Origin of the sequence: Archangium gephyra, from assembly GCF_042230915.1 — a bacterium.
Taxonomy (GTDB): Bacteria; Myxococcota; Myxococcia; order Myxococcales; family Myxococcaceae; genus Archangium; species Archangium gephyra_B.
Genome location: NZ_CP102578.1, coordinates 6,923,089 through 6,945,694 on the forward strand (window position 1 = coordinate 6,923,089; position 22,606 = coordinate 6,945,694).

19 protein-coding genes are annotated in these 22,606 nt (G+C 70.8%); 8 read left to right on the forward strand and 11 right to left on the reverse strand.

The features are described 5' to 3' along the window. Nucleotides 1-138: 138 nt before the first annotated feature. From NR798_RS27075 to NR798_RS27085, 3 genes are all read left to right on the forward strand, one after another. Entirely contained in the window at nt 139-810 is a 672-nt protein-coding gene (locus NR798_RS27075; protein ID WP_375765392.1) for a sigma-70 family RNA polymerase sigma factor, read from the forward strand. A gap of 78 nt (nt 811-888) precedes the next feature. After that, nucleotides 889-1,716 carry an anti-sigma factor family protein gene (locus NR798_RS27080; protein ID WP_375765393.1) on the forward strand — a complete coding sequence of 276 codons (828 nt, stop codon included), beginning with the start codon at nt 889-891 and terminating at the stop codon, nt 1,714-1,716. Nucleotides 1,717-1,905: 189 nt separating this feature from the next. Then, the gene (locus NR798_RS27085) at nt 1,906-3,636 is read left to right on the forward strand and encodes a response regulator (protein ID WP_375765394.1); all 1,731 of its coding nucleotides are present in this window, start codon (nt 1,906-1,908) and stop codon (nt 3,634-3,636) included. Between the two features lie 68 nt (nt 3,637-3,704). Here the strand turns inward: NR798_RS27085 and NR798_RS27090 are convergent, their stop codons facing one another. From NR798_RS27090 to NR798_RS27120, 7 genes are all read right to left on the reverse strand, one after another. After that, entirely contained in the window at nt 3,705-4,871 is a 1,167-nt protein-coding gene (locus tag NR798_RS27090) for a hypothetical protein (RefSeq protein WP_375765395.1), read from the reverse strand. After that, a complete protein-coding gene (locus NR798_RS27095) occupies nt 4,868-5,638 on the reverse strand; it encodes a type III pantothenate kinase (RefSeq protein ID WP_375765396.1) in 771 nt (256 codons plus the stop codon). Before NR798_RS27095 ends, NR798_RS27090 begins: the two co-directional genes overlap by 4 nt. A gap of 15 nt (nt 5,639-5,653) precedes the next feature. Further along, a complete protein-coding gene (locus NR798_RS27100; RefSeq protein ID WP_375765397.1) occupies nt 5,654-6,661 on the reverse strand; it encodes a biotin--[acetyl-CoA-carboxylase] ligase in 1,008 nt (335 codons plus the stop codon). 106 nt (nt 6,662-6,767) lie between these two features. After that, the gene (locus NR798_RS27105) at nt 6,768-8,093 is read right to left on the reverse strand and encodes a homoserine dehydrogenase (protein WP_375765398.1); all 1,326 of its coding nucleotides are present in this window, start codon (nt 8,091-8,093) and stop codon (nt 6,768-6,770) included. Between the two features lie 22 nt (nt 8,094-8,115). After that, the gene (locus NR798_RS27110) at nt 8,116-8,724 is read right to left on the reverse strand and encodes a hypothetical protein (RefSeq protein WP_375765399.1); all 609 of its coding nucleotides are present in this window, start codon (nt 8,722-8,724) and stop codon (nt 8,116-8,118) included. Nucleotides 8,725-8,728: 4 nt separating this feature from the next. After that, nucleotides 8,729-9,655 carry a HEAT repeat domain-containing protein gene (locus NR798_RS27115; protein WP_375765400.1) on the reverse strand — a complete coding sequence of 309 codons (927 nt, stop codon included), beginning with the start codon at nt 9,653-9,655 and terminating at the stop codon, nt 8,729-8,731. A 54-nt stretch (nt 9,656-9,709) separates the two neighbouring features. Next, entirely contained in the window at nt 9,710-11,944 is a 2,235-nt protein-coding gene (locus NR798_RS27120) for an HTH domain-containing protein (RefSeq protein ID WP_375765401.1), read from the reverse strand. A 103-nt stretch (nt 11,945-12,047) separates the two neighbouring features. On the opposite strand from NR798_RS27120, the gene NR798_RS27125 reads away from it, so the two are divergent. Both NR798_RS27125 and NR798_RS27130 read left to right on the forward strand, forming a co-directional pair. Then, nucleotides 12,048-14,237: a PQQ-binding-like beta-propeller repeat protein gene (locus NR798_RS27125; protein WP_375765402.1), complete on the forward strand. Its 2,190-nt coding sequence runs from the start codon at nt 12,048-12,050 to the stop codon at nt 14,235-14,237. A 66-nt stretch (nt 14,238-14,303) separates the two neighbouring features. Continuing rightward, nucleotides 14,304-15,362, forward strand: a complete 1,059-nt coding sequence (locus NR798_RS27130; protein WP_375765403.1) for an NAD(P)H-dependent flavin oxidoreductase — start codon at nt 14,304-14,306, stop codon at nt 15,360-15,362. Nucleotides 15,363-15,390: 28 nt separating this feature from the next. Here NR798_RS27130 and NR798_RS27135 read toward each other — a convergent pair whose 3' ends face one another. Beyond that, a complete protein-coding gene (locus tag NR798_RS27135) occupies nt 15,391-16,296 on the reverse strand; it encodes a hypothetical protein (RefSeq protein WP_375765404.1) in 906 nt (301 codons plus the stop codon). 57 nt (nt 16,297-16,353) lie between these two features. Here NR798_RS27135 and NR798_RS27140 point away from each other — a divergent pair, with 57 nt between their 5' ends. After that, nucleotides 16,354-17,355, forward strand: coding sequence for an alpha/beta fold hydrolase (locus NR798_RS27140; RefSeq protein WP_375765405.1), 1,002 nt, complete (start codon nt 16,354-16,356; stop codon nt 17,353-17,355). A 20-nt stretch (nt 17,356-17,375) separates the two neighbouring features. Here NR798_RS27140 and NR798_RS27145 read toward each other — a convergent pair whose 3' ends face one another. Together NR798_RS27145 and udk are read right to left on the reverse strand one after the other, a co-directional pair. Then, nucleotides 17,376-17,948 carry a TIGR02265 family protein gene (locus tag NR798_RS27145; RefSeq protein ID WP_375765406.1) on the reverse strand — a complete coding sequence of 191 codons (573 nt, stop codon included), beginning with the start codon at nt 17,946-17,948 and terminating at the stop codon, nt 17,376-17,378. A gap of 41 nt (nt 17,949-17,989) precedes the next feature. After that, entirely contained in the window at nt 17,990-18,628 is a 639-nt protein-coding gene (gene udk / locus NR798_RS27150) for a uridine kinase (protein ID WP_375765407.1), read from the reverse strand. Between the two features lie 203 nt (nt 18,629-18,831). Here udk and NR798_RS27155 point away from each other — a divergent pair, with 203 nt between their 5' ends. Together NR798_RS27155 and NR798_RS27160 are read left to right on the forward strand one after the other, a co-directional pair. Continuing rightward, a complete protein-coding gene (locus tag NR798_RS27155; RefSeq protein WP_375765408.1) occupies nt 18,832-19,773 on the forward strand; it encodes a hypothetical protein in 942 nt (313 codons plus the stop codon). A gap of 171 nt (nt 19,774-19,944) precedes the next feature. After that, nucleotides 19,945-20,898 carry a hypothetical protein gene (locus tag NR798_RS27160; RefSeq protein WP_375765409.1) on the forward strand — a complete coding sequence of 318 codons (954 nt, stop codon included), beginning with the start codon at nt 19,945-19,947 and terminating at the stop codon, nt 20,896-20,898. Nucleotides 20,899-20,928: 30 nt separating this feature from the next. Here the strand turns inward: NR798_RS27160 and NR798_RS27165 are convergent, their stop codons facing one another. Then, the gene (locus NR798_RS27165; RefSeq protein WP_375765410.1) at nt 20,929-22,575 is read right to left on the reverse strand and encodes a DUF692 family multinuclear iron-containing protein; all 1,647 of its coding nucleotides are present in this window, start codon (nt 22,573-22,575) and stop codon (nt 20,929-20,931) included. Nucleotides 22,576-22,606: the final 31 nt, after the last annotated feature.

Here is a 22,606-nt window from a genome sequence, read left to right on the forward strand (position 1 = left end):
TGTCTCCCGCCCGCTGGGGCAGCCGTGCAAACGGCGCCAGCGGGCTTTGTGTTGTTGCCCAGTCTGTTCCCGTGCATACATTGCCGGGTAGGTAACGACTCAATTGCCTGTAATTTCGGGCCTCTGGAAGGCGGGAGCATGCTGGACTTCAGGCAGAACAACCGGACGAAGCAGGAATTCGAGGAACTGGCCCTGGCCCACCTCGATCCGCTATACTCCGCGGCCCTGAGGCTGACGAAGAATGAGCGGGACGCCGAGGACCTTGTGCAGGACACCTGCATGCGGGCCTACCGCTTCTTCGACAAGTTCGAGCGCGGCACCAACATCAAGGCCTGGCTCTTCAAGATCCTCACCAACACCTTCATCAACCGCTACCGGCGCAAGGTGAAGGAGCGCAGCGTGGTGGAGGGCGTGGAGCGCGAGGCGGTGCACGAGCGCTTCGTCAGCCGGGACGCCACGGACTTCGCGGCCAACCCCGAGCAGTACTTCTTCGATCGCCTCCTGTCGGATGACGTGCTGCGCGCCATCGACGCGCTGCCCATCGACTTCCGGCTGGTGGTCATCCTCGCGGACCTGCAGGAGTTCTCCTACAAGGAGATCGCGGAGATCCTCGAGTGCCCCGTGGGCACGGTGATGAGCCGGCTGTTCCGCGGACGCAAGCTGCTGCAGAAGACGCTGCGCGAGTACGCGCAGGGCTCTGGCGTGCTGCGTCAAGAGGCGGAGGGCGAGGCGGCGAACGCGGATGGGACGGCCGCCGCGGGCTCCCCGGCGAACCTCGATGATTACAGACGCAGGAAGAAGGTGGGGTAGATCGAGGTTGATGGCCGCGGAAATATTTCTTCACGATATTTCCGCCGGGACCTCTACCATCTCCCGCCCTGAGCGCTCATGACCTGCCAGGAACTCGATTCCATCATCTACCCGTTTCTCGACGGTGAGTTTCAGCCCGAGGAGCGGCTGGACGTTGAAGCGCATCTCACCGGCTGTGCCGAGTGCTCGCAGCGGGTGAACATGGAGGTCCGGATGCGGCAGTCGCTGCGCCGGGCCGCGCGTCAGGCGGTGGAGACCACCCGGGCTCCCGAGGCCCTGCGCAACCGCATCCAGCTGGGCGTCCGGCAGGAGCAGCGCCGCGACACGCAGCTGTGGTGGATGCGCGCGAGCGCCGCGGCCGTGGTGGTGCTGATGGCCGGCGGCGCGTGGATGGCGCTACGGCCCGAGCAGCGCCAGCGCTTCGTGGACGACGCCGCGCGGCGGCATGCCCGGCAGTTGCCGGTGGAGGTCGCGGGCGGCTCGCACGAGCACGTGGAGGCCTGGTTCGACGGCAAGTTGGACCACCGCGTCTCCGTGCCCCGGCTGCCCGATGTGCAGCTGTCCGGCGCGCGCATCTCCAACGTGACGGATCGCCCCGCCGCGTACATCAGCTACGAGCGCAACGCGGACAAGCAGGGCGCACCCGCGAAGCGCATCGGCCTGTTCGTCTTCGACGACGCCAAGCGCGAGGTGGAGGCCCCTCCCCTGCCCTCCGTGCAGGTGGGCTCCAGCCACGGGTACAACGTAGCGGTGTGGCGCGATGGGGAGATCGTCTACGAGCTGGTGAGCGACCTGGACGAATCGGACATCCGCCGCATGGTCGCCGAGCAGGCGGCCGCGAAGAGCAGGCCGTCGCGCCCGGTATCGCCGGACGTCGCCGCACGGCCCGTGGCGCTACAGCCCTGAGTCGCGCGCGAGCTCGCGCGCACGGGCTGCTCGCCTGCCCCACGAGCTGGACTGCCTGGAAATCCGACTGGACCGAAGATTGACGGTCCCGGTAGGCACCGATAGCCTCCCCGAGCGACTTTTCCAGAGCCGCCGTTGCTCGTCCCCGACGAGCGACGCGCACGCCCTTCCTGGTCCGGCAGCCCTTCCATGTCCAAGAACATCCTGATCGTCGAAAGTGACACCGCCCTCTCCGCGAACCTGCGGCAGGCCCTGGAGGCCCGCGGCTTCGCGGTGCAGGAGACCACCGACGGCAAGGGCAGCGTGGAGCTTATCCGCCGCGACCGGCCCGAGCTGGTGGTCCTCGCGGTGGACCTGTCGGCCGGTCAGAACGGCTACCTGATCTGCGGCAAGCTGAAGAAGGACGACGATCTCAAGACGATCCCCATCATCATCATCGGCAACCCGGACGGCTTCGCGCAGCACCGCAAGCTGAAGGCGCACGCGGACGACTACGTGTCCAAGCCGGTGAACGCCGATGACCTGGTGGAGTGCGCCGGCAGGCTGATCGGCTTCCCGGAGCTGCCCGCGGGCGAGGTCGTCGATGACGGCCTGAGCCTGGGCGGGCTGGACGGGCTGGACGGTGGGCTGGATGGGCTGGGCGACGAGCCGGTGCAGGGCGAGGAGCTGGCCATCGAGGGCGAGCCGCTGGAGAGCCACGGCGAGGAGCTGGCCCTGCTCGACAATCCCTTCGGGGACAGCGCGGATGATCCGCCGGTGACGGGCAGCATCGAGGAGCCGGTGGAGGCCCCGCCGGAGCTGAGCTCGCCCGAGGACGACTTCTCCGGGCTGGATGGCCTGGGCGGCGGCGAGGACGACAACGCGCTCGATTCGCTGGGCATGGACAGCGACAAGACGGTGGTGGGCTACATGCCGCCCGCGCCCACGCCCGCGCCGGCTCCGAAGCCCGCGCCGGCCCCGGTGGCGGCCCGCCCCACCCCGGCACCCGCGGTGGCCACGCCCAAGCCCGCGGCCACGCCCGTGACGGCCACGCCGCGCGCCACGCCCGCGGCGGCCACGGCCAAGCCGGCGGCCACGCCCGCGGCCCCGGCCATGTCCGCGGCGGACGCGGCCGAGCTGCGCAACCTGCGCGCCAAGGTGCTCGAGCTGGAAGGCGCGCTGGATGATGTCCGGAACCAGGCCAGCACCGCGGAGACGCGCGTGCAGGAACTGGAGGCGGAGCTCGAGACCAAGAGCACGGAGCTGGAGACGGCGAAGGCCTCGGTGGGCAAGAACGACTCGGCCACGCTGGCGCTGCGTGAGGCGTCCAACCGGAAGGATCGGGAGATCCTCCGCCTCAAGAGCGAGCTGAACCAGAAGGAGCAGGAGATCGTCGAGCAGCAGGATCGGCTGTTGGCGCTGGAGCAGCAGGCCAGCGGGGCCACGGACGAGATCGCGCGGCGGGACGCGGAGCTGAAGACGCTGAAGACGAAGGCGGATCAGCTGATGGCGGAGCGTCGGCGGGTGGAGCAGCAGCTGACGGCGGCGAAGGAGGAGGCGCGTGGGGCCACGGCGCGCGCGGCGGCGCTGCAGGCCGAGGTGGAGCAGTACCAGGCGCAGTCGGGCGAGGTGGAGGAGCTGAGGGCGCGGGCGGATCAACTGGACGCGGAGCTGGCGGCGGCGCGGAGCGAGGGCGACAGCTGGCGCGAGGAGCTGGAGGCGGTGAAGGCGCAGGCGGGCCAGGAAGCCGACGAGCTGCGCAAGCGCATCACCGAGATGGAGGAGCAGGTGGCGCGCAACGAGGATCGCGTGGCCCGGCTCTACACGCGCATCAAGGCGGACGAGAAGCTGCGCGAGAAGACGAAGAAGGCGCTGGCCATCGCCACGCAGCTCCTGGAGGAGCAGCCGGCGGGCGAGGACGACGAAGAAGCCGTCGCCTGAGACGGGGTGAGGGTAGCGAGGGCCCCGGGTTCGAACCCGAGCGGGCCCCCTGCCCCGCGGGACGAGCCCTACTTCTCTTCCTTCTTGGGCTCGTTCTTCTTGTCCATCATCTTCTTGGCGATGCCCTGGAGGGCGGACGGGACGTTCTTGTCCCGGCTGAGATCCTTGACGTCGTTCTCGCGCAGGGTGCTGAGGAACTTCATGCCCACCGAGAGCGGCAGCTTGGGGTTCTTCAACAGCGCCATCTTGATCTTGTAGTTCTTCGTGAACTCGCGGCTGCTGTAGATGATGCGCAGCACCTCCTCGTTGACGGCCTTGTTGGTGGCGCAGCTGAGGACCTCGCCGTCGGTGATGCGAGGGCTGCGGATCACGGCGGTGCAGACGAGCTTGTTGGTGTCGCGGATGAGGAAGCTGCGCGCCTCCTTGTTGCCCAGCGTCGCCAGCTTGATCTTCTGGGCGATGCTCATCTTCATGATGCGCTGGGTGAGGCTGAGCTTCTTGGCCTCGGGAATGGCGGCGGTGGGATCCTCCCCCTCCTTGGCCTCCACTGGACCCGCGGCAGCGGTCTTGGGCGTGGCGTCCTCGAGCTCCTTGAGGATCTCCTCGGCGGTGGGACCGGCCTCGGGGGGAGCGGCGGAGGGCCCGAAGACGCGGACGCGGGCGGCCTGCATCTGCGGCACATCCACCACGGCCATGCCGCTGCGCACCGCGAAGTCGCACACGTTGTCGATCAACGCCGGGCTGGCGTTGGGGTTGGTGCACAGGCCGCGGATGATGTTCTCGGAGCGCAGGACGCGCAGCTGGTTCTGCCCGATGATCTCCGCGATCTTCGCGCTGCAGGTGCGCGCCACCTCGGCCACGGCGTCATCCGGCGTGGTGGGGTTGAGCACGAGCATCTCCGCCAGGGCGTCCTTGCCAGACAGCAGCGAGAGGAACCAGCCCAGCACGGGGGCCGCGACGGCCTCGTCGCGCAGGCCCGCGGAGAAGCGATCCGGCAGGGCCGCGGCCGTCTTGGTGGCCGTCTCCCGCACGGCCGCGTCCGCATCGAACGTGAGCATGAAGAGGGCGCCGAGCATGTCCGAGGGCGCCAGCGGCACCAGGGCCTTGGCGGCCATCATCCGCAGGGGCACGGGCGCGGCCGGGTCCACGTGCTTGCGCATGTTGGGCGGGAGGAATTCGGCGGTGATGGGACAACCCGCCGGGGCCGCGGGGGTCTGCTGGGGAGCGGTGCTCATGAGGCGTGATTCCTTCCGTAGATGATGCGGAGACCCTCGAGCGTGAGGAACTCGTCGACTTCGTGAATGAGCTTGGACTCGCTGGCCACCAGGGGCGCCAGGCCACCGGTGGCCACCACCCGCGCCTCGAAGCCGAGCTCCGCCTGGATGCGGGCGCAGATGCCATCCACCATGCCCACGTAGCCGTAGAAGAGGCCGGACTGGATGGAGTGCACCGTGTTGCGGCCCACCACGTGCGGGGGCCGGGCGAGCTCGACTCGCGGCAGCTTCGAGGCGTTCTGGAAGAGCGCCTCCATGGAGATGTTGATGCCGGGGCAGATGGCCCCGCCGAGGTACTCGCCCTTGGGCGTCACCGCGTCGAGCGTGGTGGCGGTGCCGAAGTCCACGACGATGAGGCCCTGGTGGTGCTTGTCGTAAGCGGCCACCGCGTTGACGATGCGGTCGGCGCCCACCTCGCGCGGGTTGTCGTAGAGGATGGGCATGCCCGTCTTCACGCCGGGCCCGACGAACATGGGGCGCGTCTTGAAGTAGCGCTCGCTCATCCGCTCCAGGTTGAACTGCAGCGGCGGCACCACGCTGGAGACCACCACCGCGCGCACCTTGTCCGGATCGATCCCGCTCGACTGGAAGAGCTGGCGCAGCAGGATGCCGTACTCATCCGAGGTGCGGCGGGCGCTCGTCTCCAGACGCCAGTGGTCCAGGAGGCGCTTGCCTTCGTACACCCCAAGCACCGTATTGGTGTTGCCGACGTCGATGGCGAGAAGCATGGCTCGCCGCGCAGTCTAGCGGGGCCGGAGTTGCTCCACATCCCCGGCGAGTACCCTTTCCAGCGAGCCCCCGGCCGTCCGCACCATCAGTGCACCCGAGGCGTCGATGTCTTCAGCCACACCGCGCAATTCCGACCGGTCGGTACGCACCAGCACCTCCTGGCGCAGCGTGGCGGACAGCTCCTTCCAGCGCTCGCGCACCGGATCGAAGCCCACCTCGTGGTGCAGGTCCAACCACTCCTCCAGGCGGCCCCAGAGGGAGGCGGTGAAGAGGGCGCGGTTGACGCGCCGGCCCAGCGCCTGGGAGAGCGACGTGGCGGTGGTGGCCACCTCGGGCGGGAAGTCCTCGGGGCCGGCGTTGAGGTTCACGCCGATGCCCAGCACCACGAAGTGCACCCGCTCGGGCTCCGCGGACAGCTCGGTGAGGATGCCCGCCACCTTGCGGCCGCCAATCTGCACGTCGTTGGGCCACTTGATGAGGGCCTCGGCGTCGGCCTCGCGCAGCGCCTCGGCGAGGGCCACCGCGGCCACCAGGGTGAGCTCCGGGGCGCGCTGGGGCGGCAGCTCCGGCCGGAGGATGGCGGAGAAGTACAGGTTCAACCCCTTGGGCGACACCCAGGTACGGCCCCGGCGGCCCCTGCCCGCCGTCTGCTGCTCGGTGATGACCACCTCGCCGTGCTCGGCCCCGTCCTGGGCCAGCCGGAAGGCGGCCTCGTTGGTGGACGGCAGCGACTCGTGGAAGTGGATGCTCTGCCCCAGGTCATGCGTGGACAGCAGCGGCGCCAGCTCCAGCGGCGAGAGCCGGTCCGGCACGTCCACCAGCCGGTAGCCCCGCGCGGGCACGGCGTCGATGCGGTAGCCCTTCTCGCGCAGCGACTGCACGTGCTTCCACACCGCGGTGCGGGACAGGCCCAGCTTGGCGGAGAGCGCCTCGCCCGAGAGGAACTCATCCCGCCCGTCCGCGAGGAAGCCGAGGATGATCTCCTGCTGCGTCTGCTCGGCGTGCTCGGTGCTGACACCCATGCCGCGAACCTCCCTGGAAAAAGGGCTCCCAGGGTAGGGATCGGCGGCCCGGCTTTCAACAGCTCCGCCGGGGGGTGAACCTTCGCTCGGATGCCTGCCTGCCCTCCTAACGGCTGGCGAGCAACACTCCCGGGCCTTCCTCGATCCGGATGACCTGGGTAGGTGCACGTGTGCTGCGCAGGGAGTCGATCCACTTCACCGCGGCCATCACGTCCACCTCGCGGGTGTCGTGGGTGAAGACGACGATGGTGGCGTGCGCGTCCTCGGGATGCGGGGGGCGCTGGAGCACCGAGTTGATGCTCACCCCCTTCTCGCCCATCACGCTGGCGATGCGCCCCAGCACGCCGGGCTCGTCGCTGACGGAGAAGCGCAGGTAGACGGGCCCGCGACGGTCGCCGGAGGGCAGCAGGGGCACGTCCTGTACATGCGGCGGGCACGGCAGGGGCAGACGCCCGGAGACACCGGCCAGGAGGTTGCGGCAGGTGTCGATGATGTCGGACACCACCGCGCTGCCCGTGGGGAGGGCCCCGGCACCCCGGCCCGAGTAGAGCGAGGCCCCCAGGGCCGCGGACTGGAGCAGCACCGCGTTGAAGGCACTGCTCACGTCCGCCAGGGGGCTGGCCGCGGGGATGAAGGCCGGGTGCACGCGCACGTCCAGGCCATCCGAGGCCCGGCGCGCCGTGGCGAGCAGCTTGAGCACGTACCCCGCCTCGCGCCCGTAGGAGATGTCCGTGGGGGTGAGGCTCGTAATCCCCTCCACGAGGATGGACTCGGGGGACACGCGCGCGGAGAAGGCCAGCGAGGCCAGCAGGCACAGCTTCTGCGCCGCGTCCATGCCGCTCACGTCCAGCGTGGGGTCCGCCTCCGCGTAGCCGAGCTCCTGCGCGCGCCGGAGCGCATCCGCGTAGCTGGCCCCCTCGTTCGCCATGGCCGAGAGGATGAAGTTGGTGGTGCCGTTGACGATGCCGGTGAGCGACTCCACCCGGTCCGAGGCCAGCGCCTCGCGCAGCGTGCGGATGATGGGGATGCCGCCACAGACGGCCCCCTCGAAGTGCACGTCTACCCCGCGCGCCAGCGCCTTGGAGTAGAGCGCCTCGCCGTGCGCCGACAGCAGCGCCTTGTTCGCCGTCACCACGTGGCGGCCCGAGGCAATCGCCTGCTCCAGGTACTCGCGCGATGGGCTCAGCCCGCCCATCAGCTCCACCACCACCGCCACCTCCTTGTCCTCGAGGATGGGCTTGATGTCGTGGGTGATGAGCGAGGCGGGGATGTCCTCGGGCCGCGACTTGCCCGCGTTGCGCACGAGCACGTGGCGCACGCGCACCCGCGCTCCCAGGCGCCGCTCGATGTCCTTCGCGTGGTCAGCGAGAATCCGGTACGTCCCCAGTCCCACGTTGCCCAGCCCCAGCAGGGCGATTCCGATCTCTTTCATGTGACCCCTCCCCTGCGCCTCGTCAACGGCCCGGCTGCTGGAGCTTGAAGGACGCCAGCTCCAGCCACGTCTGCGGCATGCGCTCGCCGTTGCTCTTCTCGGCGGACACCTCGATGCGCACCAGCCCCACGCCCTCGGCGAAGGTGAGCGCGTTCACCAGGGTCGTCTGCGCATCCACGCGGTTGCGCGCCTCCACCCTCACGCAGTGGTTGAAGGAGCCCGCGGGCGCCTCGCACGGCACCCCCGCCTGGAGGATGCGGTAGCGCTCGGTGGAGGACACGGACACCACGTTCGTCCACTGGTTGCCCTCGGCGAGCGGCCCGCGCAGCAGGTAGCGCTTGCGATCCCTCACGCCGAAGCCGTCCACCGACAGCTGCCCGCCCTGGTTGTCGTGGAAGTACCCGTCCTCCTCCTTGAGCACCTCCACGTCCACCGTCCGGTCCGCGCGGCCGTTGACCCGGTACGTCCAGCGATTGCCCACGGCCAGCGGGTAGTACGCGGCCAGGGACTGCGAGGGACGCGACTCCTGCTCCTCGGCCACCTGCTGCCGGCTCGAGGCACAGCCGCCAGCACCCACCACCACCAGCGAGGCCCCGAGGCCCCACCGCACGACGACAGACGAGAGCTTCATATGGTCAGTGTTCCACGCGGTCCGAGCCGCGCGCCTCCGGAGCGAGCTTGCGTGATGCCAGGAGTGTTTCCAGCGCCTGCTGGGCCGCGGCCTGCACATCCGGCTGGTCGTGCCCCTGCGCCACGGTGAAGAGGTACGCCTCGGCCTCCGTCCCGCCAATCTCCCCGATGGCGAAGACGACCTCCTGCACGAAGCCGATCTCCCGGTCCTTCACCAGCTCGATGAGCGCGGGAACGGCCCCCGGCGCCTTCATCTCCGCCAGCGCGCCGATGGCCTGGCGCACCATCTGCGGATCGTCCTCATCGAGCTGGCGGATGAGCAGCGGCGCCGCCGCGGGGTTGCGCCGGTCGGCGAGCACGCGCAGCGCGAACTCGCGCACGCGCTCGTCCTGGGACTGCAAGTCCTGAAGCAGCGCCGCGTCCGGGCGATCCGCCGCCGCCAGTTGGAGCGCGGCCGCCTGCGTCACCTGGCCGAGCGCACGGCGCAGGGCCTCGCGCAGGGCCTCACGGCGCGCCTCGGCGTCCTTGCCCTCCACGCGCACCTCGCCCAGCCCCACCACCTGGTAGCGCTGCTCGTCCTCCTCGCCCTGGCGCTCCATCGACAGGGTGACGCCCACCTCGGCGATGGAGTACGCGCTGCCGTCCTTGAGCGCCTCACGGGTGAAGGGCAGCTCGAGCGTGAGCGACCAGCCGTTCCGCGCGCGCTTGTCCTTGCCGTCCTTGGCGCCCTCCTCGAGGAGCTCGAAGCGGCGGCTGTCGCGCAGCGTACGGGTGAAGAGCTCCTGGACGTTCGATGGGGCCCAGCCGAGCAGGCTGTTGTCCACCACCGTCGCGCCCTTGAGCGAGATGCGCTCCACCGGAAAGCTCGGCTCCCGCGAACGGCAGGCGCCGAGCATCAGGGCCATCAACACCATGAGCAGGCCGGGCTTCATACCGGCCTACCCTAACCCAGTCCCGCGCTCCTCTCACGCAGGAGCGCGAGCCTGTCAGGCGTTTCCACCTTCCGGCGAGCCGCTCCCCGAGGAAGCAGGCCCGCTGGAGGGCTCCGGCTCCGACGGCGTACGGGCCCCCTCGGCGGCGGACTCCGCCTTCTCGGCGGCCACCCGGGCGTACTCCTCCGCGGCGGTGCGCTGGGCCTCGGCGGTCGCGGTGCTGTCCACGCTCGGGAAGGGCGACTGCCACTCGGCGGCCGTCCTCACGGCCTCACCCGGCGCCGCGAGGCCCTCGGCCCCCTCGGCGGGCGTGGCGGCCGGAGCAGCCCCGGCGGGCGCGGCCCCCTCGGCGGACGTCACTCCAGCGACGGCGGCGGCACCCTCGGGAGCGGCACCACCGGCGGCGGCGGCACCCTCGGGAGCGGCACCCTCGGGAGCGGCCCCTCCAGCGGCGGCGGCACCCTCGGGAGCGGCACCGGCCTCTCCCGGCGCGCCCTCTGGACCCCGGCCACCCCGGCCGCGACGGCCCCGGCGGCGGCGGCGGCGGCGCTTGCGCTCACCCGCGGCGCCGCCCTCACCCGCTGCGCCTCCCTCGGGCTGGCCCCCACCGGCGACGAAGGCGCTCGCGGCCTCCAGATCCTCGTCCTCGCCCTCGTCATCCCCCTCCTCGCCCTCCTCCTCGGAGAGCCCGGTGGGCGCGATGGCCTCGGTAGGCGCGACGGCGACGGGCGCGGCCCCGGCGGGAGTCTCCCCCGGCTCGGCCTGGGCGGTGGCCTGACGCTCGCGGCGGCGCTCCTCGCGGCGCACCTCCCGCTCACGCTTGCGCTCCTCCCGCTCGCGCTGGCGCTCTTCCCGGCGCTCCTCGCGGCGCGACGGCGCGGCCCCCTCGGTGCTCTCGGCCTCGCGGGTGGACTCGGTCTCCTCGGAGCCCTCCTCGCCCTCACGCGCCTGCTTCTCGCGCTGACGCTCCTCGCGGCGCTTCTGGGCCTCGTCGGCCTCGAGCTTCGCCACCTCGAAGAAGCGCTCGTCCACGTCGTACAGCTCCACCGTGGTGACGGTCACCGCGGCCTTGGCCTCGAGGAACTTCTCGCCGAGCGCATCCCCGCACCAGAGCATCACCAGCGAGCCGCTCGCCTGCGCCTCGGTGCGCGCATCACCCCGCACGTCCCCGGCGCACGCCAGCAGACCCACCTGGGCCGAGTAGTGGCCCAGGTCCTTGCGCAGCTCCTGCACCGCCTTGCGATCCAAGGACGGCGTGCCCTTGAGCATGCGGATGGCGTAGCGCAGGTCCACGCTGCCCTCGCGCTTGCGGGCGGTGAGCAGCGGGCCTTCCTTGGAGCGCTTGGCCACCTTCAGCTCGCGGAAGCCCAGCGCGTGCATCATCTTCACGACGGACTTCTCGAAGGCGCCCACGTCCAGCTCGCCCAGGCGCTTGCGCAGCACCCGCGCCACGGCCTTGCGCGCGTCCTTCACCGAGGCACGCGCCGTGGTCAGCAGGGCGGCGTCGGCCTGGGCCTCGGGAGTGGCGGCGGCGGCGGCACCGGCCCTCGGCAGCACCGGACGGCCGTCCTCGAGCGGAATGCCCAGCGCGGCGGCGAAGGCGGCCTGCAGCTCCAGCGGCGGCGCCTCGCTCGGCGCACCGGCGCGCTCCAGCGCCACCGCCCCGGTCTCCTTGGAGAAGGAGAACTGGGGCCGGCGGCCCGCGTCGATGCGGCGCTGGTTGTCCTCCAGCAGCGCGGTGAGCAGCGCCTCCACCGTGGCGTCCTCGGCGGCCAGCTCCTTGCCGCGCGCCTGCTCCAGCAACTGCTCCGGGCGCAGGGCCTGGTCGGCCTCGCTGAGGATCTCGAACACCACCTCCGGAATGGGCGGGAAGCGGCGGCGGCGTCCACCCCGTCCCTCCTCCTCCTCCTCCCGGCGGCGCTTGCGCTCGCTGCCCCGGCCGGCCACGCGCACGTTGTCCGTGCGGGGCTCGGGGTGACGCTCGACCGGCCGCAGGGGCGGCAGGCTGTCCTCTGGATGGGCTTCCATCACCCCCGTCAGCGCCAACGCCTCGGCATCCTCCGGCAACGCCCAATCGGCGAGGGCGAAGGTGTCCTTGGCGGTGACGACCACCTTGCGATCGCGCGTCCTGCGGGCCATCGCCGCGAGCCGCGACAGCATCGTCAGCTCGGGCGTCTTGCCCACGTGGGACAGCAGGTTCTGGGCGATCGACTTCTCGGTGATCTCGAGGAAGGTGAGGGGACGTCCTTCGCTCTCCAGCACGCGGAGAGCGGCCTCATAAAAAGTCATCGGCGAATTCCCCAACAAAATCGAACGGTTACAAAAATGTAGGTCCGTATAGGCGGCGGATGCTAGCCATCGCTATTCTGGCTTGTCAACGAATGGGGAAGGGATGATCCGCTTTCGCATCGGACATCGGTGGAAGCGCGAACCCGCGGAGGCGCCGCACGATTCCGTTTCGCTGGAGCTGGACGGGGTCAATCTGCTGCCGGGAGCGGTGGAGGAACCGCTCGTGGAAGCGGTGCCGGCGCTCGTGGAGGCCGTGGCGGGGTTGCACGCGGGAGGGCGCCGGCTGGCCCAGGTGTCGCTGACGGAGGCGCACCTGGAGCTGGTGCTGAGACGTTCAGGAACGGACATCGAGCTACAGGTGGCGAGCCTCTCGAGGCCGGCCCGGCTGTTGCGCCCGCCGCTGCGGCTGGACGCGGACGAGCTGGCCGAGGCGGCCCGGGGGTGCGGCCAGGGCTTCCTGGAGGACCTGCGGAAGGTGGCCCCCCGGAGGCTGCCGGCGGCCGTGGAGCAGGGGCTCGAACGGGCGCTGAGGCAGCTGGAGGAGCCCGTGCACCTTCCGGCGGAGCTGCGTCCGGAGCCCTTCACCCGGCGGGTGGCGCCCCCGACCCTGCCCGGCTTCGGCTTCGCGCTGGATGACACGGATGACGTGCTGCGGCGCGCGGCGAGGGAGAAGGGCCCGGCGCTGGCCTCGCTGCTGTGCCCGGGAGAGGTGTGGCTGGCGCTGCCGGAGAAGCCGGTGGCGTGGCGCGCGCCGGGGCCGCCCTTCCTCACGGCGTTGGAGCTGGCGCGGCAGGCGGCGGACCTGGCACGGGCGGTGGAGCTGGGCGAGCCGCGCTACAGCCTGGAGCCCGCGGGCGTGCGTCCGGAGCTGACGCTGGACCTGAAGGCGGGAGAGGCGCGGCTGGGCGGGGTGTCCTTCGCGCTGACGGGCGAGGCGCTGGTGGAGGCCATGTACCACCTGGGGCAGGCGCTGGCGGTGGCCATGTCCGAGCGCGAGCGGGCCCTGGCGGGCAACCCCTACCTGGTGGAGCTGACCGAGCGCTGCCGGGAGGGGCTCTCGCACCTGCGCGGGGCGGTGCAGCCCCCGGAGGAGAGTGGGATGGCGATGGCGCGGACGGCGCTGTCCCCGGCGGCCTCGCGCCCGTTGAAGGTACCGGGACGCCTGCGCCGCCTGCGCTTCGATGACGTGTGGGAGCAGCGCAAGCTGGCGGACGCGGACCAGGGGCGGCTGATGCTGGGACGCCAGGGGCCGGTGTACTCGTCCCCCCAGATGGCCTGCGCCTTCGAGCGCAAGTCGGGCAAGCAGATCTGGCGGCGGGCGGCGACGCATGGCGTGGCGGCCTCGACGGACGGGTTCAGCCTGGCGGCGAGCGCCGTGCGTGTCTGCGGCTTCCACGGCAAGGGCGCGGGAGCGCGCTGGCTGCACGACCACGATGGGCTGCGCATCGGCCCGCTGCTGCTGCGGCAGGACGGGCTGCTGCTCACCCTGTCGGATGACCGGATCGCCCTGGCCTACAACGAGGTGACGGGCCGGGAGATGTGGCGCCTGACGCCACCGCGCACGCGGCGCAGCCACCTGGGGATCCACGCCCACCGGGCCCTGCTGGCGACGGACTCGGGGTACCTCTACGGGCTGGACCTGGCGGACGGACAGGTGCGCTTCCGGGTGAGCGCGTCCCTGCCCTTCCTGGGCCCTCCGGTGCCCTGGGGCCGGCGCTTCGTGGCCACCCTGGGACAGGGCTCGCACTTCGCCCTGCTGCTGTCGGACGCGCATACGGGCGAGGCGGCATGGACGTACGAGATGTCGCTCGCCCTACCCTCGGCGCCGCTGCCGAGCGGGAAGCGGGTGTACGTGGCCGGGGAACTGGAGGGCGAGGGCGTGCTGCTGTGCCTGGATGCGAACGGCCAGACGCGGTGGCAGCGGGCGCTGCACCTGGGTCCGGGACCGTTCGCGCTGGCGAGACTGCCGGGCGGCGTGTTGGTGACCTCGGCGCTGGGCGCGGCCACGCGGATGAGCGACGAGGGCGAGGTGGACTGGCGGGTGGGCGCGGCGGGCGAGCAGCTCACCAAGGCGCTGCAGCCCATCATCTCGCGCGGGGTGGTGCTGGTGCCGGGCGAGCGCGTGCGCGCGGTGGATCCAGACAGCGGCAACGTGCTGGCGGAGGTGCGGGCGGGAGCGGGCCTGATGGCGCTGCAGGCCGATGCCCAGCTCAACCTCTACTTCCTGGACGAGCTCGGCACGATCTCGGCCTACCGGCTCGTCTCGCACTTCGCGGTCGTGAGCACTGAGTAGAACCCTCCGCCCCAACACCCCTCTCCCCCTGGGAGAGGGACGGGGTGAGGGTATGGGAGGTAGGTCATGAGCGTCACCAACACCTGGCGTCAACTCGCGGCGCGGCTCGGGGTCGAGCACCCCCTCATCCAGGCGCCGATGGCGGGCGTCACGACGGCGGAGCTGGTGGCCGCCGTGTCGAACGCGGGCGGGCTGGGCTCCATCGGCGCCCCCTACATGAAGCCCGCGGACATCGTGCAGCTCGCGCGGCGGGTGCGTGAGCTGACCGACCGGCCCTACCAGATCAACCTCTTCGCACCCCAGCCGCCGCCCTCCAAGGCGGACCCGAGCCGGATGCTGGCGGAGCTGGCGCGCTACCACCAGGAGCTCGGGCTCGAGCCGCCGAAGCCGCCCACCTCGCCGCTGCCCTCCTTCGAGGAGCAGGTGGACGCCGTGGTGGAGAGCGGAGCGCCGATCTTCAGCTTCACCCTGGGGATTCCGCCGCCCGCGGTGCTCGAGCGGTTGAAGGCACGAGGCATCGTCATCCTCGGGACGGCCACGAACGTGCGGGAGGCGAAGCTGCTGGAGGCCGCGGGAGTCGACGCCATGGTCGCGCAGGGCAGCGAGGCGGGCGGCCACCGTGGCACCTTCGCGGAGCCCTTCGAAGCGGGAATGGTGGGGACCATGGCCCTGGTGCCGCAGGTCGCCGATGCCGTGCGCCTCCCGGTCATCGCGAGTGGGGGCATCATGGACGGGCGAGGCATCGCCGCCGCGCGTGTGCTCGGGGCGAGCGGCGTGCAGCTCGGCACGGCCTTCCTCACCTGCCCCGAGTCGGGCGCCAGCGCCGCCTACAAGGCCGCGCTCCGGGAGGCGCGGGATGACTCGACGGTCATCACCCGGGCCCTGTCCGGACGGCCCGCCCGAGGCCTCACCAACGCCCTGTCGGAGGCCTTCGGAGACAAGGACGCCCTCCTCCCCTTCCCGCTCCAGCACGCGGCCACGGGCGCGCTGCGAAGCGCCGCGGCGTCCCGGGGAGACCCCCGCTTCATGACGCTCTGGTCGGGCCAGGCCGCCGCGCTCTCCCGAGGCCTTCCGGCGGGGGAGCTGGTGCGGCAGCTGATCGCGGAGTCCGAGCGGCTCGGGTAACGCAGCGCCGCCCGGACTCCAGGGCCGGCTACTTCTTCTGCGCCTTCGAGGGATCGATCTCCTCCTCGTCACGCTCGGTGACCTCGGCGCCCTCCCACTTCTCACCCGCGCCGAGCCGCCACTCGGAGGGCACGTCCAGCTTCCACACGTAGCTGGCCGTCGCATCGCCGCCCGACGCCGCGCGCGAGCTCACGTTGAAGGTGATCTCCATCTTCTTCACCTCGCTGGGCACCAGGTCCATGTCGTAGTGGCCCAGCACCATCTGCGGAGGGAACTCGGCGATGAAGCGCTCGGGGAAGTCCACCTTCATGGAGGGATCCTCCCCCGTCATCTCGCCAATGAGCTTGCCCCGCTCGTCGGTGAGCTTCCACTGCGTCCTGAACGAGGCGCTGGTGACCATCTTCTTCACCTTGCCGTCCGTGCGCTCCTCGCGGTGGGCGCCCCAGAGCGCCAGCTGCAGCCGCACCTGCGGCTTGTTGAGCACCTTCACCACGTCCGAGCTCACCACGTCCAGGCGCATGCCCTTGTCCGTGGCCGTCCACTGCGGCTTGTAGCGGCCCTCGCGCATCTGGTCGAACACCTTGCGCGTGTACTCGTAGAAGGCCTTGCGATCCGCGACGCGCTCCTCCTTCTCGCCGCGCTGCTCGAGCTCGACGAGGTACGCGTCGAAGTCCTTGCTCAGCTTGTAGCGGTTCTGGTGCGAGCCGATCTGCTCGAAATACACCTTGAAGAACGGAGAGAGCTCCTGCCGGTAGGAGGCCTCGTCGGGGTTGGCGCGCATCCACCCCACGCGCTCCAGGTAATCCTTCTGGATGCGGGTGAACTCCGCCTCACGCTGCGCCTCGAGCGCCTTGGCACTCGAGCTGCGGTACGTCATCACCCCGCCAATGAGGCAGCCGGCGATGACGACGATGACTCCGAAGTATTGCTTCACGCGGAGAAGCTCCTGTCTCTGGAAATGACGGCTGTAGTGATATGAGACCTGCCTCGCGTGTACCAGACCACCGGCAGCGTGGCGTTACCGGTTGCACTTCCTCTAGAGGAGGGCGGCCTGCTGGGCAGGGCCCAGCTCGCCTGGTACGCCTGCGGTGAGCGCTCGGACGACAATGTTGCGGTGCTGCTGCACGACCTCGCGCACTCGCACCGGGCGCTGGGCCCTCCAGAGGAGGCGGCCTTCCAGCCCTCGGGCTGGGGCACGGAGCTCGCTGGCGAGGGGCGGCCGCTGGACACGTCCACGCTGCACGTGGTGGCGCCGAACCTGCTCGGCAGCCCCTTTGGCTCGACGTCGCCGGTGACGGTGGACGTGCAGGCGGGCCTGCCCTATGGCGCGGCGCTGCCCACCGTGACGGTGACGGACATGGCGCGCGCGGTGGCGGCGATGCTGCGCGGCATGAAGGTGGAGCGCGTGCGGGCGCTGGTGGGCGTGGGGCTCGGGGGCATGGTGGCGCTGCGGCTCGCCGCGCTCTTCCCGGAGCTGGCCGCGGCGGTGGTGGTGCTGGGCGCCGCGCGCACCCTGCCCGAGGCCCAGCGCGAGCGGCTCGGCCTCACGCGCCACCTGCTGCGGTTGGACCCGGACTTCCACGAGGGCCAGTACGCGCCGGACCACGGGCCGAAGCGGACGCTGCGCAAGCAGTACCTGGAGTACCTGCGGCTGGTACACGGGCCCTGCGCCGGGCAGACCCTGGAGGCCGAGGCCGACGCCTTCTCGGAGTGCTTCGACGCGAACACGTGGGCCCTGCTGTGCACGGCCTACGCGGGAGGAGACGTCACCGAGAGCCTGGCGCAGGTGCGGGCGCCGGTGCTGCTGGTGGCGGCGGCGGAGGACGCGCTGGCCCCCCCGTCACGGGTGCGCGACACGTACCACCTGCTCAGCGCGGCGGGCGTCCGGGCGCACTACCACGAGCTGCCCGCGCCGAGCACGCACGCGAGCCTGCTCACCCAGGCCCGGCGGCTGCACGGCCCGATGCGGGACTTCCTGCGCCGCCGCAGCTGAGGCCTTCCCCGCGAGGCGCCTCACTCCCAGGAGAAGTCACTCTCGCTGTCGAGCCCGCCCGTCGAACGCCCGTGCACCCTGACGCCCGGGACCTTCATCGCATCCAACATCCCGAGCAACACGCCCTCCTGGAAGAGATGGGGCATGTAGTCGTGCTTCACGACCATGAGGCCGTGCTTCGCCTCGAGCCACTCGATGTGGATGTGCCCATGGTTGAGGGCCACCCGATAGGCGGACGGCAGACTGCCCAGCAACAGCTTGGGGTTGCGCTGGGCCACGATGAGCATCATCCGCCCCGCGGGCGAGCCCAGGAAGGAGGCGGCGGCCCGCCGTCCCAGCTGCCGCAGCGCTTCCTCGCCGTCGCCATACCGCTCCGCGAGCGTGGGCAACACCAGGGCGAACATCTGGCACTGCAGACCAATGGGGTAGCTGAAGAAGTCCACGAACTTCTCCTGCCCGCAGGCTCGCAGGCAGCGCGCCGCCAGCGCCTCCTCTCCCAGCTCCTTCAGGGTCCTCAACGTGTCGTTGAGGAACATGCCGCGGACGGTCTCCTCCGGTGACGCCAGGGAAGCCCGCCGCTCGAGCTCGTGCACCCAATATTCCAGGGACTGCCCGGGGCTCCTCATCTCCCGCGCTAGCGCTGCAGGTGGGGATTGACCAGCCGGCCGCGCAGCGCGCCCACGAGCATCCCGATGGCGATGTCGTTGTTGCCGCCATGGGGGACGATGATGTCCGCGTGATGCTTGGAGGGCTCGACGAAGCCCATGTGCATGGGGCGCACGTGGCGCAGGTACTGGCTCACCACGTGATCGAAGTCGCGGCCGCGCTCGTGGATGTCGCGCTCGAGCCGGCGGAGGATCCGCAGATCATCGTCGGTGTCCACGTAGATGCGCACGTTCATCTCGTCGCGCACCGGCTTCATGTGCAGCACGAGGATGCCCTCGATGAGGATCATGTCCCCGGGGTCCACGCGCACGGTGTGCTTCTGCCGGGTGGAGGTGACGAAGTCGTAGACCGGCTTCTGGATGGCCCGGCCCGCCTTGAGCTCACGCAGGTGCTCGACGAGCAGGTCCGTGTCGAAGGCGTCCGGGTGATCGAAGTTGACCTCCCGGCGCTCGGCCAGCGTCAGGTCCGACAGGTCCCGGTAATACGAGTCCTGATCGATGAAGGCCACGCGGCAGTCGGCGAGCGCATCGCGGACCTTCCGAGCGACCGTCGTCTTGCCGGAAGCGGTACCACCGGCGATGCCAACCACGAGGGGGGACGACTGCATGAGGCGCAACTACCGCAGCAGGGTGGCCGTACGCAAGGCTCCGTCTGAAACCCGACAATTCCCGTCTTGCGGCCTCTGTCGAACCTCGGACATCCCCTGGAAGGCCCGGGCTCATCACCTTTACTGATTACAACCATAAGCGCATTCTACAATTGGAGCGCAGCTTCAGGCCTGGACCCATCGCAACGCTGGGGGGGTAGCCCATGGAAACCCGTGTCTCCGCCGCAGGGGCCCACCGTCTGGGGCTCGTGCTGCTGCTGATGGCCGTGAGCGCCTGCGGCCCGACCGACGCAGCACCTGGGCCCGAGCCGCACGCACGGCGGTCCCATGCGCTCAAGGATCTGCAAACCTCCAATGGCCTGTCGCTCAACGGGCTGTCCCTCAATGGCCTGTCGCTCAACGGGCTGTCGCTCAACGGCCTGTCGCTCAATGGCCTGTCCACGGCCCGGTTCGACACCTGGTTCCAGACGGATCCGGAGCTCCACGCCGCGGTGATGGAGTACGTCGTCCGCTGCGCCGCGCCGGCCGGGGTGAGCCGCACCTATACGTCCCCCAGCACGGGCCGGACCTGGAGCTGGATGGGGGCACTGGGCCTCGCGCCGGACTGGAGCAACGGCGCGCCCGCCACGCTGGCCGAGCAACGCATCGTCTCCGCCTGCCTCGCGGCCCACGTGGACAAGTACGCGCTCCACATCTCCATCTCCGTGCAGGGCCTGAGCGCCACGGGCGTGGCCATCCCCACGACGGACTGGGAGTTGATGGTGTACTCGGACCAGGAGGCCTGCTTCTTCGGCAACCTCTTCAACACCGAGGGCGTCTACGCCGCCAATGACGGGCGTCCGCTCAACGAGCGGGAGAGCACCGCGCGGGCCTGCGCCCTCTCGAGCAAGAGGGACGCGGAGGCCCAACCGTGCGCCCCGCTCATGCGCGTCGAGCACGACTGCGTGAGGTTCTGCACCCTGGATGCCTCACGGCGCTTCTACGTGTCCTGCACCTACAACGGCATCACCTACCCGGCCATCACCACGCGGCTGCTCCACTCGGAGATCTACACGTGCGGGGATGGCATCTGTCAGATGACCGAGCAGTGCGGCACGGGCGAGTCCTACGACAACTGCGGCAGGGACTGCGGCCCCTGCCCTTGAGCCCCCCTCGACCCGCCACTTCCCAACACCTCCGGGACCCGCGGTGCGCACCACTCCACAGCCGCTCCGGCGACCACCGGACGAACCACGAATTCCCCGCCCCCCCGGCTTCTCCAGTTCGCGGGCCGACAACACTCTGCGGCTGGAGCCATCCACGACAAGGGGCCTGCCATGAACGACAGAGTGGTTGGAGTGTCTCGTCTCACCCTGCTGAGCGCGGCCGTCCTGCTCTTCACGACGAGCGCCTGTGACCCCGTGGCCGAGCCCGAGGAGCGGCAGGAGCTCGCCGCCGTGCGGCAGACGCTGTACGACCTCAACGGCCTGTCCCCCAACGGCCTGGCCTTCAACGGGCTCGCCTTCAATGGCCTGGCCTTCAACGGGCTCGCCTTCAACGGCCTGGCCTTCAACGGCCTGTCCACCGCCGAGTTCTCCTCCTGGTTCCAGACGGATCCCATCATGGGCAACCAGGTGATGCGCTACCTCGTCCAGTGCGCGGTCCCCGCCGGGCAGACGCGCAGCTACACCTCTCCCACGGGCACCACCTACACCTGGGCGGGAAACCTGGGGCTGGCGCCGGATTGGGCCAACGGCGCTCCGGCCACCCTGGAGGAGCAGCAGCTCATCTCCGCCTGCATGGCGGCACACACGAACAAGTTCGGGGTGCGGGTGCCCATCTCCGTGCTGGGGCGCAACGCCCACGGCGAGGCCATCCCCTACACCAAGGAGGAGCTCGAGGACTTCTCGGAGAAGGAGGCCTGCTTCTTCGGAAACCTCTTCAACGGCGAGGGCCTCTACACCGGCAACGACGGGCGCATGCTGCACCACGAGAACAGCTCCGCACGCGCCTGTGCCCGCTCGGACGAGAAGGACGATGAGCGCCAGCCCTGCCTCCCGATCGTCCGCGTCAAGCTCAAGTGCGACAAGGTCTGTGAGAAGGATGAAGCGAAGGAGTTCTACGCTTCGTGCACCTACAACGGCATCACCTACCGGCCCCTCACCACGCGGATGCGCAAGGACGAGGTCTTCAAGTGCGGCGACGGCGTCTGCCAGTACACCGAGTCGTGCGGCACGGGGAACACCCCCGATGATTGTGGCAAGGACTGCGGCCCCTGCCGCACGCCGTGAGGTGGAGTCCCGAGGCTGAGTCCGTCCGGCTCAGCCCCGGCGCAACACGCCCAGGGCCCGGCCCTCCGCCAGCACTGGCGCGGGCACCTCCTCCACCGGCCGGGGCGCCTGCGCGAGCGAGCGCAGCACCTGCAGCAGCGAGGGCGGCACCGGGAGCACCTCCAGTCCCCTGCCCCGGCGCCGCACGACGAAGGTCCACGGGCCCGGGGCCGGACGCCGCGCCACCTGCGCGAGCGACTCCAGGCCACTCACGTCCAGCACCTCGCACGCCCACGCCCGTCCCGTGAGGTGGCGGCGCAGCGACTTCGCGGCGAAGACGAGCTCGGTGAGGTCCACGGGGAAGGAGCCCACGCGCACGTCCTCGGCCAGCCCCACCTGCCCCGGACCGGGCGCCGGCGCCGGCCGCGTCATGAAGGCGTTGGGCAGGAACGTCTCGAAGGTGACCGCCGCCGCCGCGCCCTCGTCCGGACGCTCGCGCAGCTGGCGCCGCGCCCAGGACGCGAAGGCATGTCCCGGCGAGCGGCCCAGGCCCTCGAAGAGCTCGCGGAACTCCTTGGAGGCGGTGAAGGCGCGCAGCCCCTCGCGCGTGCCCGCGAGCAGCAGCCGGGACACCGGCCAGTCCCGATCGAGCGTCTCCGCCACCACCGCGAGGCGGAAGTCCGTCTCCGCCCGCGCGCCCTCCGCATCGCCTCCGGTCTCCGCCTTCGTGCCGTAGCCGATGTCGTAGAGGGACCACGGCTCGCTCTCGCGGGTGAGCGCTGGCGCGGGCTCCTTCACCGGGGTGAGCGCGAGCGGGGGCCTCGGCGTGGCGGGCACCAGCTTGCGCAGGCGGCGCAGCGTGAGGGCGGCCACCTCGGACGGGTGTCCGTCTCCCTCGAAGGTGACGGCGCGCAGCGAGGGGCAGCGCGGCAACAGCGACTCCAGCAGGCCGAAGAGTTCCTCGCGCACGGGCTGCGTGTGGTCATCCACGTAGTAGCCCCGCCCGTTGCGCCGGGTGATGACGCCACCGGCGAGGTGGAGCTCGATGACCTTGTCCAACGGGAAGCCCTCGAGCCCCGTCTCCAGGGGCAGCCCGGCGGCGAGCTGGTAGCTGAGCAGGTGTCCCAGATCGATCAGCAGCGGCAGGCCGGTGCGCGCGTGCACGCGGGCCATGAAGTCCAGCACGTGCAGCTCGCCGCGCTTCGCGAAGGCGGCGGGGTTCTCCAGCGCGAGCGGCACGGACAGGTGCGACTGGACGTGGAGCGCGTGGGCTACGCTGTCGCGGACACCGGCCTCGGTGAAGGGCGGCGTGAAGTAGAGGTAGCCCGGGAACGGCTGCCCGCCCGAGTGCCACCAGCCGATGTCGTTGCCCACCCAGGCACTGCCCACGGCGCGCGCGTGCGCATCCAGGTCCGCGAGGGCCTTCACGGGCTCCAGCTCGGGGCCGTAGAGGTTGAGGTGCACGGGGTGGAAGAGCACCGGCACGTCGCTCCGGCGCTCCCACATCTCGGGGAAGAGCGAGGCGTACCGCCGCGTCTCGTCGAGCGACAGGGGGGCGCTGTACTCCACGTAGTCGAAGAGGCCGGGCGACTCGGCGAGCAACCGGTAGGGGTGCGGCTGGTCCGCCGCGTCGAGGTTGCTGCTGAGGCCCAACCCGCGCCAGGGGAGCTGCCAGGCAGCCGCGTCAGAGAGGCTCATGGAGCGGCAACCCTACAGCGGGCAGGGCCCA